This window comes from Novosphingobium beihaiense, assembly GCF_022832375.1.
GTDB classification, from domain to species: Bacteria; Pseudomonadota; Alphaproteobacteria; order Sphingomonadales; family Sphingomonadaceae; genus Novosphingobium; species Novosphingobium beihaiensis.
On sequence record NZ_JALHLG010000038.1, the window covers coordinates 21,569 to 36,675 of the forward strand.

Annotated in this window: 13 protein-coding genes; 8 read left to right on the plus strand and 5 right to left on the minus strand. The window is 64.5% G+C overall.

Annotated elements, in window-relative coordinates; genetic code table 11:
• Nucleotides 1-121: 121 nt before the first annotated feature.
• Together MTR66_RS17295 and MTR66_RS17300 are read right to left on the minus strand one after the other, a co-directional pair.
• Entirely contained in the window at nucleotides 122-1,864 is a 1,743-nt protein-coding gene (locus tag MTR66_RS17295) for a hypothetical protein (protein WP_243923341.1), read from the minus strand.
• 70 nt (nucleotides 1,865-1,934) lie between these two features.
• Nucleotides 1,935-3,149, minus strand: a complete 1,215-nt coding sequence (locus MTR66_RS17300; protein ID WP_243923342.1) for a TIGR04063 family PEP-CTERM/XrtA system glycosyltransferase — start codon at nucleotides 3,147-3,149, stop codon at nucleotides 1,935-1,937.
• 275 nt (nucleotides 3,150-3,424) lie between these two features.
• Here MTR66_RS17300 and MTR66_RS17305 point away from each other — a divergent pair, with 275 nt between their 5' ends.
• From MTR66_RS17305 to MTR66_RS17320, 4 genes are all read left to right on the plus strand, one after another.
• The gene (locus tag MTR66_RS17305; protein ID WP_243923343.1) at nucleotides 3,425-4,813 is read left to right on the plus strand and encodes a putative O-glycosylation ligase, exosortase A system-associated; all 1,389 of its coding nucleotides are present in this window, start codon (nucleotides 3,425-3,427) and stop codon (nucleotides 4,811-4,813) included.
• Nucleotides 4,810-5,919, plus strand: coding sequence for an acyltransferase family protein (locus MTR66_RS17310; RefSeq protein WP_243923344.1), 1,110 nt, complete (start codon nucleotides 4,810-4,812; stop codon nucleotides 5,917-5,919). The genes MTR66_RS17305 and MTR66_RS17310 overlap by 4 nt, the downstream gene beginning before the upstream one ends.
• Before the next feature lie 265 nt (nucleotides 5,920-6,184).
• Nucleotides 6,185-6,880: a response regulator transcription factor CtrA gene (gene ctrA / locus MTR66_RS17315; RefSeq protein ID WP_091144199.1), complete on the plus strand. Its 696-nt coding sequence runs from the start codon at nucleotides 6,185-6,187 to the stop codon at nucleotides 6,878-6,880.
• Between the two features lie 187 nt (nucleotides 6,881-7,067).
• On the plus strand, nucleotides 7,068-8,006 hold the full coding sequence (locus MTR66_RS17320; protein WP_243923345.1) for an IS630 family transposase: 939 nt from the start codon (nucleotides 7,068-7,070) through the stop codon (nucleotides 8,004-8,006).
• On the opposite strand, the gene MTR66_RS17325 is transcribed toward MTR66_RS17320, so the two are convergent.
• Complete coding sequence (locus MTR66_RS17325; RefSeq protein WP_243923346.1) at nucleotides 7,978-8,697, minus strand: LrgB family protein; 720 nt, start codon at nucleotides 8,695-8,697, stop codon at nucleotides 7,978-7,980. The two genes, MTR66_RS17320 and MTR66_RS17325, sit on opposite strands and share 29 nt — an antisense overlap.
• A complete protein-coding gene (locus MTR66_RS17330; RefSeq protein WP_243923347.1) occupies nucleotides 8,694-9,059 on the minus strand; it encodes a CidA/LrgA family protein in 366 nt (121 codons plus the stop codon). Before MTR66_RS17330 ends, MTR66_RS17325 begins: the two co-directional genes overlap by 4 nt.
• 170 nt (nucleotides 9,060-9,229) lie before the next feature.
• Here MTR66_RS17330 and trmB point away from each other — a divergent pair, with 170 nt between their 5' ends.
• Together trmB and MTR66_RS17340 are read left to right on the plus strand one after the other, a co-directional pair.
• Nucleotides 9,230-9,946, plus strand: a complete 717-nt coding sequence (gene trmB, locus MTR66_RS17335; protein WP_243923348.1) for a tRNA (guanine(46)-N(7))-methyltransferase TrmB — start codon at nucleotides 9,230-9,232, stop codon at nucleotides 9,944-9,946.
• 207 nt (nucleotides 9,947-10,153) lie between these two features.
• Nucleotides 10,154-11,482, plus strand: a complete 1,329-nt coding sequence (locus tag MTR66_RS17340) for an amidohydrolase family protein (protein ID WP_243923349.1) — start codon at nucleotides 10,154-10,156, stop codon at nucleotides 11,480-11,482.
• A gap of 294 nt (nucleotides 11,483-11,776) precedes the next feature.
• Here MTR66_RS17340 and MTR66_RS17345 read toward each other — a convergent pair whose 3' ends face one another.
• The gene (locus MTR66_RS17345; RefSeq protein ID WP_243923350.1) at nucleotides 11,777-11,929 is read right to left on the minus strand and encodes a hypothetical protein; all 153 of its coding nucleotides are present in this window, start codon (nucleotides 11,927-11,929) and stop codon (nucleotides 11,777-11,779) included.
• A gap of 240 nt (nucleotides 11,930-12,169) precedes the next feature.
• On the opposite strand from MTR66_RS17345, the gene MTR66_RS17350 reads away from it, so the two are divergent.
• Together MTR66_RS17350 and MTR66_RS17355 are read left to right on the plus strand one after the other, a co-directional pair.
• Nucleotides 12,170-14,620, plus strand: a complete 2,451-nt coding sequence (locus tag MTR66_RS17350; protein WP_243923351.1) for a TonB-dependent receptor domain-containing protein — start codon at nucleotides 12,170-12,172, stop codon at nucleotides 14,618-14,620.
• A gap of 385 nt (nucleotides 14,621-15,005) precedes the next feature.
• Nucleotides 15,006-15,107: transaldolase family protein (locus MTR66_RS17355; RefSeq protein ID WP_327194524.1), on the plus strand; the 102-nt coding region annotated here is incomplete at its 3' end.

Below are 15,107 nucleotides of genomic sequence, written 5' to 3' on the forward strand. Positions count from 1 at the left end.
GGATTGGAAGCGTGAAGGCCGGAAAATGGGCCATTTTATTATCAAAAACTCCGCCAGGACGAACCCGGCGGAGTTTTGGGGCCACTGACGGCAGTGCCGGAGTCCGTTTCGAGGAGGACTTTCAGGCGGCGCCGCTCATGCGCTGGAGTGCGGCCAGGGCGCTGCGCAAGGCGGCCTCGGTTTCTTCCGGGCCGGTCTTGCCCGGGCCGTCGAACAGGCGATCGCTCTGGGCCGGGGGCTGCTGTGCCTCGGCCTCGGCCGCTTTGGCGGCGGGAGCGGCGAAAGGTCCGGTTTCGCGGGCTTCCTCGCCGGGGAAGATCGCCACGGGCTCATCAGTGCTGCCGGTGTCCGGCTCGCCAGTTCCAATGGCCTGCTGGGTCGGGTTTTCGCGAACAGAAAGCGGCTGCGAGAGATTGAGCAGCGAGGAATAGCCTTCTTCAAGCACGTCCTCGGCCGTCTCTTCCTCGTCTTCGGTGTTTTCTGTTGCGGGGTTGCCGGTCATGGCGCCGCCGGTCATGGCGGGGGCCAGCCCGATGTGGCGAGGCGGGATGTAGGCGGGAAGGACGTCCTCGTCGCCATCTTCCGGCACAGTGCCGAAATTGACGGGGCGCAGAGCGGCGGGCAGGGCCACGGCCGGTTCCGGATCCTGCGCGGGGCTGGCATCGGCGGCAAGGTCTTCGGCAGGCGCTTTGGCCTGTGCCGCTACGAGGCGCGGCTGCGCGAAGGGAAGTGGCTCGGCAGGCCGTGTCTCTGCCGCGGCTGTTTCCGGCTCGGGCTGTGTTTCGGGCTCTGCCAAAGGCTCGATTTCTGCCGTTTGCTGCAGAGTTTCGTGCTGCCCGGCGGCGTGTTGCACACTGTTGCGGCGCTGGGCCATCGCCAGGGCCAGGCGTTCGAGCAGTTCGATCGGGGAGAGATCGTCGAGCTGGGCGGCGGCGATGCGTTCGGCGGCTCTGTGGCCCCAGTGTTCGGCCGGTTCCTCTTCGCTCACCGCAGGCTGCGTGCTCCCGTTCGCCTCAACGGGCGCGAACGGGGTTTCGCGGCTGCCGGTTTCGATTTCTTCACCCGCATCCTCGGCGTCCGCTTCCTCGCTCATGTGCGGAAGCAGATCGAAACCGGGCGTGGATGGTTCGGCCGGGGCCGCGAACGGAGCCGGGCGCTCTTCGCCGGTGCTGGCTGTGATGCCGCGCGAATAGGCTTCGAACAAGTGGCCGCAGGGCGCGTCCACTGGCGTATCGGCGGGCAGGGCTGGTTCGGGTGGAGGTGCTTCGCCGGAAGGGGTTTCCGTGTGCACATGGCGTCCGGATGCTACAGGTGCGGACAGAACTTCGTCATCGTCCGTGGCATCGAACCCGTCGAGATCGAACTCGGCGACATTGAGGATGCGGTTTTCACTGGCAGGTGCCGGTTCGCGGCTGGCCGCCGGTTCTTCCACCGTCGCGGCGGGTTCGGCGGCGAGTGCGCGCCTGCGTTCCGGCAGCGGCTTGGCCTCGTCCTGTTTGGCCTCGCTCGTGCTGCCCGTGCTCTCCACGTCTTCCGCTGCCGGAGCAGCGCTGCGGCGGCGTTCGCGTTTTGCCGGGGCTTTTCCGGTCAGGCGGCGCGCGGCGAGTACGCCGATCACTGCGCCGATTCCGGTCATCATAAGGGTTATCAGGATGCGCGCCGTGGCGCCCAGCGGCGGTGCGGCCATCGGAATCACATGGCCGATGCCGAGCGCCAGGATGATGCGTTCGATCAGCGCGGGCGGAATGGCGATGCTCCCCACGCCGAAAAGCGCGCCGCACCAGAGGGCGACAATGGCCGGGAACAGGGGGTGGCGGCTGATGGGCGGCTCTCCGCCCGATTTGCTGCGCTTGTGCTCGGACACTCTGTCTTAATCCCGTTCTATCCTGAAAGGGCGTGCCGCAGGTTCATGCCGCAATACCCTATCTTCTTTGTTACGGGATTCGTGACAGCATTTGGTAAACGTCTTGATAACGGGCTGCGTTGACCGCCCAGTCGTGCCGGGCCTCGACATGCTCGCGCCCTGCGCGGCGCAGCCGGTCCCATTCGCCGCGGCGGCCGAGCAGCGCGGCCAGGGCATCGGCGCAGCCTGCGGCGTCGCCGGGCGGGAACAGCACGCCGGTCTTGCCATCGCGGATCAGCTCGCGGTGCCCGCCAACGTCGCTGGCGGCGGCGAGCTTGCCTTGCGCCATGGCTTCGAGCGGTTTGAGCGGAGTGACGAGATCGGTCAGGCGGCTGCGCTTGCGCGGGTAGGCCATAATGTCGCACAGCGCATAGTAACGCTCGACCTCATGATGCGGCACGCGGCCGGTGAAGTGGATTGCGCTCGCTGCCGGAGAGGCTTCGGCCTGGGCGCGCAGCGCCGCTTCCATGGGGCCGCCGCCCACCAGCAGCAGCCGGGCGCCGGGCTGGCGGGCGATGAGCTCGGGCATGGCCGCGATCAGCACGTCTAGCCCTTCGTAGTCATAAAAGCTGCCGATGAAGCCGATCACCGGGCAGGGCGCGCCATCCGATTCGAAGCCCAGGCCGCGGGCCAGCGCGGCGTCGCGGGCGGGCGGCGTGCCGAACAGGGCAAGGTCGACGCCGTTGGGCATGACAGTGATCTTGTCCTGTGGCGTGCCGCGCGCGATCAGATCCTGGCGCAGGCCCTCGCAAATCGTCACCACTGCATCGGCCTTGGCCACGACATGGCTTTCGAGCTTGCGGGTGAGCTTGTACTTGAGCGAGCCTTCGCTGCCGGTGCCGTTGCCCACGGCCGCATCTTCCCAGAAGGCGCGAATCTCGTAGACGAGCGGAATGCCGTGGCGGCGGGCTACGCGCAGCGCGGCCTGGCCGCACAGGGCAGGGGAGTGCGCGTGGAGGATGTCCGGCTGCCATGCGCGCACGGTCTGGTCGATCGCCTGCGCGAACAATCCGATCTCGCGCCATTCGCGGTAGCCGGCGGGGCCGTGGGCCTCTCCTGCGGTCCTCTCGAACGTCAGGCCGTCTGCTTCTTCGGTGGCCGGGCCCTTTGCAGTGTGGCGCAGCCCGGTGATGCCGCGGACCTCGTATCCCAGAGCCTGCTGCGCTTTCAGGATCGCGCGCGTGCGGAACGTATAGCCGCTGTGCATCGGCAGCGAGTGGTCCAGAATGTGAAGAATGCGTGTCATGGCCCGCCATTCCTAGGGGCATAACGCTTAACGGCGCGTCAACTCACCGGTGTTATCGCCGCCATCATGGTCGATTTGCTTGCCCTTGCCATTCTGCATGCCTTGCTGGCTTTGGCAGTGCTGCGCCTGATGGGGCGGCCTGACCTTGACGATAACGGCCCGCAGGCGGCCGGGCCCCGCGGCCGGAAGCCCGGAAAACGGCCCGCGACGCAATCTCCGGCCGTGCCGTCTCTCACTGTGCCGCGGCCGGATGCCGCGCAGGATGGCACCGGCGAATGACCGGCCTCGTCCTTCTGGCCTTCTTTGCCTGCTTCCTGGTGGCAGGCTTCAAGCGGCCGTTCCTGTGGCTGCTGTGCTATCTCTATGTCGATGCGCTGACGCCGCAGAAGATTGCCTGGGGTCTGCTTGCGTCTATCCCGGTCTCGCTGATCGCTTTCGTTGCGGCGTTTGGCGGGTGGCTGGTGATGGACCGCAAGGACGATGTGAAGGTCTCCGTGCGTCAGGTGCTGATTGTCGTGTTCCTCGTCTATTGCGGGCTGACGACGCTGATGGCGGACTTCCCCACCGATGCTGCCGAGAAGTGGGACTGGGTCTGGAAATCGCTGTTCTTTGCGGCGTTCTTCCCGCTCACGCTGCGCACCCGGCTGCGCATGGAAGCGGCAATGCTGGTCGTGGTGCTTTCGGTGGGGTCAATTGCGATCAGCGCGGGCATGAAGACGGCGCTGGGCGGCGGCGGCTATGGCGTGCTGCAGGCTTTCGTCAACGACAACTCCGGGCTTTATGAAGGCAGCACCCTGTCGATGGTGGCGATCGCGATCATCCCGCTGATTATCTGGCTGTCGCGGTACGGCACGATATTCCCCAGCGACTGGCGGGTGAAGCTGTTCGCCGTGCTGCTGATCTTCGCCTGCCTGATGACGACCGTGGGGCTGCAGACTCGTACCGGCCTGCTGTGCATTGTTCTGCTGACGGCGATGTGGCTGCGCCGGTCCTGCCACCGTTTCCTGCTGGCAGGGGTTTTCGTGGCACTTGCCGTGATGGCAATCCCGTTCCTCCCGGCCAGCTATACCCAGCGCATGGACACGATCGAAACGCACCAGAGCGACGAGTCCGCATCCACGCGTATCGCCGTCTGGACATGGACGCTGGGCTACGTTCAGCACAAGCCGTTCGGCGGCGGGTTCAATTCCTTCCTGGGCAACAAGGTGACTCTGGACCTCAAGGACGTGGAGAACGACGGGGCCATGACGGTCGTCGAAACCACCAAAGTGCAGGACAAGGCGCGGGCGTTCCACTCGGCCTATTTCGAAGTGCTGGGTGAACAGGGCTGGCCCGGGCTGGCGATGTGGCTGTCGATCCATTTCACCGGCCTGCTGCAGCTGGAAATGCTGTGCCGCCGCTTGCGCAAAAGCGAGGATGCGCGAGACCGGGCAGACCACGATTTCGCCAGTGCCCTGCAGATGGCGCATATGGTCTGCATGCTTGGCGCGGTGTTCATCGGTGTGGCTTATCAGTCGTTCGCCTTTGTCCTTGTCGGTCTGGAAATCGCCTTGATCCAGCAGCGCAAGCGGGAGGACGGGACGCTGATGAGGCGCCCGCCCGGCCGCACGGGTGCGCGCCCGATGAAGCCGCTGGCGGCCCCGGCGGCAGGGGACGCCGCGTGAGCGCCGCGGCGCCGGCACGGGCGCACCTGGATGCGCTGACCGGGATACGCGGGCTCGCGGCCTGGCTGGTGGTGTTCTATCACATCCGCCTGTCGCTGCGCGACCTGGTGCCCGGCTTCGTTATTGACGGTCTCGGCAAGGGATACCTTGCCGTCGATCTGTTCTTCATGCTGTCCGGGTTCGTGCTGTGGTACAACTACGGCGCGCGGCTGTCTTCGGGCGGGGCGGGGCAGTGGCGGGCGTTCTATCAGCGCCGGCTGGCCCGCATCTGGCCGCTGCACGCGGTGATACTCGCCGCGTGCGTGGGGTTTGCCCTGCTGCTGGCAGCCACCGGGCGGCAGGCGCCGGGCATGCCGTTCGCGCAATTGCCGCTGCATATCCTGCTGGTGCAGAACTGGGGCTTCACCAGCGCGCTGGCATGGAACGATCCGTCCTGGTCGATCAGCACGGAGTTCGCGGCCTATCTGGTCTTTCCCCTCATTGTGGCGCTGGCGCCCTGGGAACGGCTGCGCCTGCCTGCACTCACGGGCTTGAGTGTGCTGCTGCTGGGGGCTCTGGCCGGGCTCTTCGCTTATGCCGGGAAATCCAGCCTTGGGGACGATATCTCGCATCTTGGCCTTGGCCGTTGTCTGCTGGAATTCTGGCTGGGCAATTGCGCCTGCCTTATCTGGCAGCGCTTGCCGCGTGGCGGATGGATCGCCACTGGCTGCGCGGCCGGTGCGGCGGCGTTGCTGGCGGCTTGTCTCGGGGCCGGAGTAGCGGAAATCTGGTTCGTGCCCGCAGCGCTGCTGCTTGCGCTGCTTGCGCTGCTAGGGCTGTCTCTGGGCCGCGGGGTGGTGGTGAAGGCGCTGTCGTCCCGGCCGCTCGTCTATCTGGGAGAGATCAGCTACGCGACGTATCTTGCGCACTTCCTGCTGTTCAAGCTCTACAAGCTGGCGTTCGTGGATGCCTCATTGCAGCTGGACTGGACGGCGCTAGGCGGTTTCGCGGCGCTTCTCTTCGCCGTATCGGCCTTTCTCTATCACGGGCTGGAAAAGCCCGCCCAGCGCTGGATCAATGGCCTGAAACGGCCGCTGCAGGCTGGATGCAGCTCCGCCGCGGCGTGAATCCGGCCCCTGAAGCGAGGCCGTTTTCATGAATCGGTTATTCGCTCTTAACCTTTCTCGTTTCCTGCCGTTTTAGCATTTGCCGCCGCAGTTATGCACGGCACAAAATGCGTAGCAGGATCTGGTGCTTGGGGAAGTTCGGGGTAAATGCTACGTTTACGGCAAATTAACCTTTAACCTTCACTGGTCTTATGGTTAATTCACGGCAATGTCTGTTTCGCTGGCGCTAGTTTCTGCGGGACAAAGGGGCAAAGGGGGGACACCCATGCGAGTGCTGTTGATCGAGGACGAACCGACCACGGCCCGGGCTATCGAGCTCATGCTTACGGCCGAGGGTTTCAATGTCTATTCGACGGATCTGGGGGAAGAAGGCCTCGATCTGGGTAAGCTTTACGATTACGATATCATCCTTCTCGACCTGAACCTGCCGGACATGCACGGCTATGACGTGCTGAAGAAGCTGCGCGTCGCCAAAGTGCAGACGCCTGTTCTGATCCTGTCGGGCATTTCGGAAATGGACAGCAAGGTCCGCTCGTTCGGCTTCGGCGCTGACGACTATGTGACCAAGCCGTTCCACCGCGAAGAGCTGATCGCCCGCATCCACGCCGTGGTGCGCCGGTCCAAGGGCCATTCGCAGTCGGTCATCCGCACCGGCAAGCTGATCGTCAATCTCGACGCCAAGACGGTCGAGGTCGATGGCGCCCGCGTGCACCTCACCGGCAAGGAATACGCGATGCTTGAGCTGCTCTCGCTGCGCAAGGGCACCACGCTGACCAAGGAAATGTTCCTCAACCATCTCTATGGCGGGATGGACGAGCCGGAACTCAAGATCATCGACGTGTTCATCTGCAAGCTGCGCAAGAAGCTCGCGCATGCCTGCGGCGGTGCGAACTACATCGAAACCGTCTGGGGCCGCGGCTATGTGCTGCGCGATCCGGACGAGGCGGCCGAAGCGGCCTGATTTCCGCTCACGCCTCCCTCGCTGGGAAATGATGACGGCCTGCCTGAAAAGGTGGGCCGTTGCCGTTTGGGGGCCTGTTCAAAGGAGCAGCGCTAGAGCGGGATGACATTTGAGTGAATCGATTTGGGATTCACATGGCGCTGATTTTCTGATTCAAGCTGCTGGCTTGGTTTGGAGGCCAGCGGCGATGACCAGACCCTATTCGATGGATTTGCGGGATCGCGCTATTGCGCGGGTTGAGGCTGGTGAGAGCGTTCGCACAGTAGCGTCGGCCCTGAGCATCAGCGCGGCGACAGTTGTGCGCTGGTCGCAGCGGCACCGGCAAACGGGCAGTCCGGCTCCGGGCAAAGTTGGTGGCCACAAGCCTCGGTTGCTGACGGGGGCTCTGCGCGATTGGTTGCTGGATCGGACAAAGACCGACTTCACCCTGCGCGGGCTGGTAGCCGAACTGGCCGAGCGGGGCGTGAAGGTCGATTACGTCCAGGTCTGGCGCTTCGCCCATGCCGAAGGTCTGAGCTTCAAAAAAAGCGTTCTTCCCGCCGAACAACTGAGGCCGCAGATCGCCCGGCGGCGCGAGCAGTGGAAGAAGTATCAGGCCCGGCCTGACCCGGCGCGCCTTGTCTTCGTCGATGAGACCTGGGCAAAAACCAACATGGCGCCGCTGCGGGGCTGGGCGCCCAAAGGCCAGCGGCTCCACGCCAAAGTGCCTTACGGCCACTGGAAGACGATGACCTTTATCGCGGCGCTCCGCTGCGACCGGATTGATGCACCGTTCGTGTTCGATCAGCCGATCAACGCCGCCAGCTTCACCGCATGGGTCGAAGAACAACTCTGCCCGACACTCGGCCCCGGCGACATCGTCATCCTCGACAACCTCTCCAGCCATAAAAAACCCGCCGTCCGGGCCGCAATACGAGCCAGAGGCGCCCGGCTCCTGTTCCTGCCACCCTACAGTCCCGATCTCAATCCGATCGAACAGGTCTTTGCCAAGCTCAAGCACCTCCTGCGAAAGGCCGCAGAACGATCCGTCGAAACAACATGGCGACGTATCGGCTCCTTGCTCCACGCCTTCTCACCCGCAGAATGCGCAAACTACCTCAGAAATTCAGGATATGGTGCAGCCTGATGTCATCAAACTCTAGCAGGGAGAGCAGGGCCGCCGTCATCACGGCATTGAGCGCCATGCCCAGGCTGGCCAGGGCCCCCGCGCCGGGGCTGACCTGAAAGGCCCGGGCAGAGCCGATCCCGTGCGCGGATACGCCCACGGCGAAACCGCGCGCGCGGTAATCGCGAACCCCCAGCCAGTCGAGCAGCGGAGTGGCGCACATCGCTCCGAACACGCCCGCGAACAGCACGATCATAGCCGCCAGCGAAGGAATACCGCCGAGCTGCGAGGCCAGCGCCATGGCAACCGGCGTCGTCGTCGCGCGCGGGGCAATCGAGGCCAGGAGGCTGTCCGGCGCGCCGAACAGGGCAAGGATACCCACGGCACTGACGATCGACGTCAGCGCTCCGGCCGTCAGCGCGAGGATGATCGGAATGGCCAGACGGCGGATGCGGGCCCGCGCCGCCCAGACCGGCACGGCGAGCCCGACGACGGCAGGCCCGAGCAGAAAGCTGATCGGAAACGTGGCGTCGCGGTAAGCGGCATAAGGTGTGCCCGTCGCCAGCAGCAGGCCGATCAGGACGGGCACTGTCCACAGCACCGGATGGCACAGCGGATGGCGGCCAAAGCGCCGGGACAGGGCATCGAAAGCCTCGAATACGCCGAGCGTGACGGTCAGCCAGAACAGCGGCGCCGCAAGCAGGCCCGTCATGCCGCGTCCTCCCCGCCGCCGGGAACGAAGCGCTTGAGCGCCCAGCCGAAGACCAGTGCGGTGACGGCCATGGTCAGCATGGTCGAACAGACCGTAGCAGCCGCCAGCCCGATGCCGTCCGTTACCAGTACATCGCCTTCGTTGATCAGCCCGACGGCGGCAGGCACGAACATCACCGCGAGATGGGCGGTGAGCCAGCCGGTCACGGCGGTCAGGGCCGGTCTTTCGCGCGGGATGAGCGCCAGCCAGCCCAGCAGCAGAATCATGCCGAGAACGGCGCCGGGCAGGGCGAGACCGGTCAGGCGGTGGATCGCCTCGCCGGCCAGTTGGCAGGCGAGCAGCAGGAAGATCGCACGAAGCATAAGCGGGCAGCGGTCCTTGCAAGAGGAGTGGCTCAGGCTTCCAACCAATCTTGGCGGCGCGTGACAATGGCCCTTTTTGCATGGGCGGATGCCTTTTGCAGCCGTGCCTGCTCCCCCGGCCGCGCACAGTCCATTGACCCGGAGCGCCGGGCCTGCCAGTGGCGCGCGCCATGACGGCTTACAAATCCGGTGATCCCACGACTCTGGGCCGCCTCTACGGCCGCGCCAAGGGCAAGCCCCTGCGCGCCGGGCAGCAGGCGCTGGTCGACAATCTGCTGCCGCGCATTGCCGTGCCCGCCGAAGGGCCGGTCACGGCCGAGAGCCTGTTCGGCGAAGCGCGCCCGCTGCATTTCGAGATCGGCTTCGGCGGCGGCGAGCACATGGCGCAGCGTGCGGACATGCTGCCCGATCACGGCTTCATCGGCGCCGAGCCTTTCATCAACGGCGTGGCACAGGCGCTGACGCATGTTTCGGGTGACAACGGCGCGCATCCGCCGATTGGCAATGTGCGCATTCACCATGGCGACGCGCTGGAAGTGCTCTCGCGCATTCCCGACGGCGCGCTGTCGTTCCTCTACCTGCTGCATCCCGATCCCTGGCCCAAGGCCCGCCACGCCAAGCGGCGGATGATGAACGACGGCCCGGTGGACATGTTCGCGGCCAAGCTCAGGCCCGGCGGCGAGTTCCGCTTCGGCACCGACCATCCGGTCTATCTGCGCCATGCGCTGATGGTGATGCAGCGCCACACCCACCAGTTCGAGTGGCTGTGCGACAAGCCCGCCGATTTCCAGAACCGCCCCGGCGGCTGGCCGCAAACCCGTTACGAAGCCAAGGCCCGTAAAGTATACGGCCACGAGGTCTGGTACTTCCGCTACCGGCGCAAGTAACGCCGCCAAGCACAGTCAATTCCAGCAGAAAACGCACTCCCGCATGACCCGGGGGCCGTGCCCGCGCGCGCAAACCGCCGGGCCGATCGCATACGATCACTTGAAACGATTGATGCGAGTCAATGGCAGCAGACCCTGCTCAGCCAAGGATATGCCCACATGAAAGCGGGAATCACCCGCGCTCATCTGGATACGAGGGAGTTGGAAATGCAAAAAGACGACATGGTCGTGATCAGTACCGACGATCACATCTGCGAGCCTCCGACGCTGTTCGACAATCAGCTCTCGGGCGATCTGCTCGCTTCGGCGCCCAAGCTGAAAGTCGATGGCGAAGGCAAGAACTACTGGGAATACCAAGGCTACATCCGGCCGTCGGTGGGCCTCAATGCCGTGGTCGGCCGCCCGTTCGAGGAATACGGCATGGAGCCGACCTCGCTCGATCAGCTGCGCGACGGCTGCTACGACGTGCATGCCCGCATCGACGATATGGACGTGAACGGCATCGCCGCCTCGATGTGCTTCGGCAACTCGATCGGCTTCGACGGCCAGACCTTCCACAAGGCGGCCGACAAGAAGCTCTCGCTGCGCCACATGCAGGCCTATAACGACTGGCATTACGACGAGTGGTGCATGGCCTATCCGGGCCGCTTCATCCCGATCGGCATCCTGCCGACCTGGGACCAGCAGGCCACGGTGGACGAAGTGAACCGCCTCGCGAAAAAGGGCTTCAACGTCGTTTCGATGAACGAGAACCCGACGGTGCAGGGCCTGCCGTCGATCCACAACGACTATTGGGACCCGGTGTTCAAGGCGATCACCGACAACGACATGACCATCGCCTGCCACATCGGCTCGGGCAATCCGGCGCCGCACGCCTCGATGGAAACGCCGATCGAGGCGTGGATCTCGACGATGCCGATGTCGGTGGCGCAGGGCGTGTCCGACTGGCTGCAGCTCGAAGAGCTGCACCAGTATCCGAACATGCGGATCATCGTCGCCGAAGGCTCGATCGGCTGGGTGCCCTACCTGATGGAACGCGCCGACTTCTCGAACTGGCGGCACAAGGCCTGGACCCGCTCGCGCTTCCAGGACGTAAAGCCCTCCGAGCTGATGAAGCGCCACTTCTGTCACTGCTTCCTGTGGGACCCCTACGGCCTCAAGAACCTGGACGAAGTGGGCGTGGAGAACGTCACTTACGAAGTCGACTATCCGCACTCCGACGCGCTGTGGCCGGATGCCGCCGAACTGCTGTGGGAGCAGGTGAAGGACCTGTCGGACGAATATATCGACATGATCACCCACCAGAACGCGATCAAGTGGCTGAAGCACGATTCGCTGTTCGCAAACTTCAAGCGCGAGGAAATCAACGTCGGCGCGTTGCACGCCAAGGCGGCGGCCAAGGGCGTGGATACCGCGCCCAAGTCCTCGGGCGGTTCCATCCCGACGGACGAGACCCGCCCGGTCACGTCGGGCGACGTCATGGAAATGTTCAAGGCGCACGCCGAAAAGCGGGCCAAGGAGCAGGAAGCCGCCTGAGCGCGGCTGCGTCACCGGCACTGCGGTGCCAGGTTCAGGGTGCGCCGCGCGGGGGATTCGTCCTTCGCGCGGCGTTTCCTGTGCCGTGGCGGCGAACTTTGCGAAGTTTGTCCGTGCGGGCGCCATGGAACTTCGCTGAAAGTTGCTGATTTTCAGATAGTTGCGGCGTGAAGATCGCCACGCTGCGACAACGGGAAAAATGGACGGTTCAAAGAGCGCGGGCAAACGGAGGCCGCGCGCAGTGTGACAGGCCGGGACGGAATAGGAAAATGGCGCTTTCGCGGCGCTGCCGGATCAGAGCGGCAGCGGAGCCTTCGCGAGGATCAGGGCCATGGCGCACCCGGCAACGATCAGCGAGCGCAGCATTTCGAGGCGCGGCGCGCGATGGGCGGCTTGATGGGCAGCAAGGGCAATGACTCGGGCCATGCCGCAGGAATGCGCCGTCACCCCTTGCGAAAGCGTTAAAATGGCAAGCTCGGCGCAAGGGGCCCATCGCCAAGGGCCCATCGTAGCGGGCACTTCCCCTTGCGATGCCTGCGGCAAGATACGGGTCCATACCCGAGAGACCGTCTGGAATTACCAAAGACATGGGCGTATAGGTTTTTCTTGAAATAAAAATCCTGCATTCATTTAGAGAGGGTGCATTCGATTGTATTTCTATCGACACGCCTTCTTCAGGAGGCGTCAATGCGAATAATATCCGGTAAATTATTATTTACCATTGTGGCAGGCGCTTTCGTTTCTACTCCGGCAGGGGCGCAGGCAGCGGACAGTACGCCGCGGCCGTTCGAAGAGCGGGACACTTTTGTTCTGGACGAGATCATCGTCACCGCCTCGGCGCGGCCTATCAATCGCTTCGACAGTTCGATTTCGGCCACCGCGCTCGACGCGGTGACGATCGCGGAGGCCACGCCGCGCACGGCGGCGGAGCTGTTTCGCCAGATCCCCGGCATTCACTCCGAAGCGACCGGGGGAGAGGGCAATGCGAACATTTCGGTGCGCGGATTGCCCGTCGTCTCGGGCGGGGCCAAGTTCCTGCAATTGCAGGAAGACGGCCTGCCCGTCATGCAGTTCGGGGATATCGCGTTCGGCAATGCCGATATCTTCCTGCGGCTCGATCAGACGGTGGCCTCGGTCCAGGCGGTGCGCGGCGGTTCGGCCTCCACGCTTGCCTCGAACTCGCCGGGCGGCGTCATCAACTTTCTCTCGAAGGACGGCAGCGAACAAGGCGGCGTGATCATGATGAGCGCCGGTCTCGATTTCGACGAGTACCGGGCCGATTTCAATTACGGCGGCCCGCTGGACGCGCACAGCCGCTTCAACATCGGCGGTTTCTGGCGCGAAGGCACCGGCACGCGCGATGCGGGCTATACCGGCAACAAGGGCTATCAGATCAAGGCCAATGTAACCCGCGATTTCGAGACCGGCTATGTACGGCTCTACGCCAAGCGGCTGGACGACCGCGCGATCGGCTACATGCCGATGCCGGTCATGGCGAGCGGCACCAATGCCCATCCCCGCTTCCGCTCGCCGCCGGGCTTCGATCTCAAGAGCGACACGCCGCATTCGGCCTATTTCACGTCCAGTTCCGGGCTGGACGGCAACAACCGGCGGCACGTCACGGACATTACCGACGGCATGCACCCGGTGGTGACGTCGCTGGGGCTGGAAGCCGTGTTCGACGTGGGCGATGGCTTCGAACTGGAAGAGCGCTTCCGCTGGTCGAGCGTGCATGGCCGCTTCGTCGCGCCCTTTCCCGCCGAAGTGGCCGGAGGGCAGACCCTCGCCGATTCGGTGGGGGAACTGCTCACCGGCACGGCAGGGACATATGGCCTCGCCTATGCCAGCGGCCCGCGCGCGGGGCAGGCGGCGGACCCGGCCGCGCTGGTCATGCGCACGCACCTGTTCGACGTGAAGATCAACGATTTCGGCAGCTTCACCAATGACCTGAAGCTCACCCGCAGCTTCGCCACAGGTGCGCTCACCGCCGGATTCTACAAGGCGCGCCAGACCATCGCCATGGACTGGGCGTGGAATTCCTATCTGCTCGAAGTGAAAGGGCACAATGCCGCGCTGCTCGATGTCACCGGGCCGGGCGGCACTCTGACGCGCGATGGGCTCTATGCCTATGGCGTGCCGTTCTGGGGAAACTGCTGCCAGCGCCGCTACGACGTGCACTACGATATCGACGCGCCCTATCTCGCCGCCTCGTTCGAGGCCGGGAAACTGACGCTCGATGGCAGCATGCGCTACGATCACTTCCGGGCGCGGGGTTCCTATGCCGGGCCGCTGCAGACGGCCTTGGATGTCGACGGCAATGGCGCAATCGAACCGGTCGAGCGCAGCGTCTCGCTGATCGACAATGCCGAACCCAGCCCGGTGCATTACAGCGTGGGCTATCTCTCGTGGTCGGTGGGGGCGAACTACCGTTTCAATCCCGATACCGCCGTGTTCGTGCGCGCCAGCCGGGGCGGCCGCGCCAATGCCGACCGGCTGCTGTTCGGCGTGGTGCAGCCCGATGGTTCGGTGCGCAAGGCGGATGCCGTCGATCATGTCGAGCAGTACGAGATCGGGCTGAAATGGCGCTCCGGGCCGTTCGATCTCTTCGTCACCGGCTTTCACGCCCGCACCGACGAGCAGAATTACGAAGCCACCAGCCAGCGCTTTCTCAACCGCCGCTACAAGGCGACGGGCGTGGAGATCGAGGCGGTCTACCGCGCCGGCATTCTCGATGTGCACGCGGGCGCCACGTATATGGACGCCGAAATCGCAAAGGACGCGATCACGCCCGCCAACGAAGGCAACCGGCCGCGCCGCCAGCCCAAGCTGGTCTATCAGTTCGCCCCGGCGGTGCACATCGGCCCGGTGCGGGCGGGCTTCAATCTCGAAGGCACCACCAAAGTCTATGCGCAGGACAACAACGAGCTGGTCCTGCCCGGCTATGCGCAGGTGAATGCCTTCGCGAGTGTGCGGCTGCTGGAAAACGTGGTGGTGTCCCTCCACGCGAACAACCTGTTCAACGCGTCGGGTTTCACCGAGGCGGAGGAAGGCGCGATCACCGAAGGCGCGGTGAACTATATCCGCGCGCGGCCGATCAACGGGCGGACCGTCTCGGCCTCGCTGCGGTATGAGTTTTAGGTGCTGTCTGCATTCAGCCCATGGCGGCCTGCAAATGGCGCTTTTGCGCGCTTCCGGTGCTCACGTACATAAAGTACGCTGCGCTCCGGGTCGCCCAAAATCACCATTTTCGACTCACCCTGAACTGAATGCAGACAGCACCTAGGGCATTGTGCGCCCAATCTGACTCAGATCGTCCGTTCGTCCCGAGCGAAGTCGAGGGATAATGACCGAGCGGAGCCGAGGTCCGCGACGTTGCAGGTTCTCGGCTTCGCTCGAACCGGTCCCTCGACTTCGCTCGGGACGAACGGACGTTGGGGGAAGAGGGCCTTGTTGATGGACGCCCTAGCCGCGCCGGAGCCGCTTCCCTATAGGGCTGCGCAGACTCGCCAATCAGGATCGCACCATGAAATTTTTCGCTGACACCGCCGAAATAGAAGACATCAAGGAACTGGCCGCGACCGGCCTGCTCGATGGCGTCACCACCAACCCCTCGCTGATCGCCAAG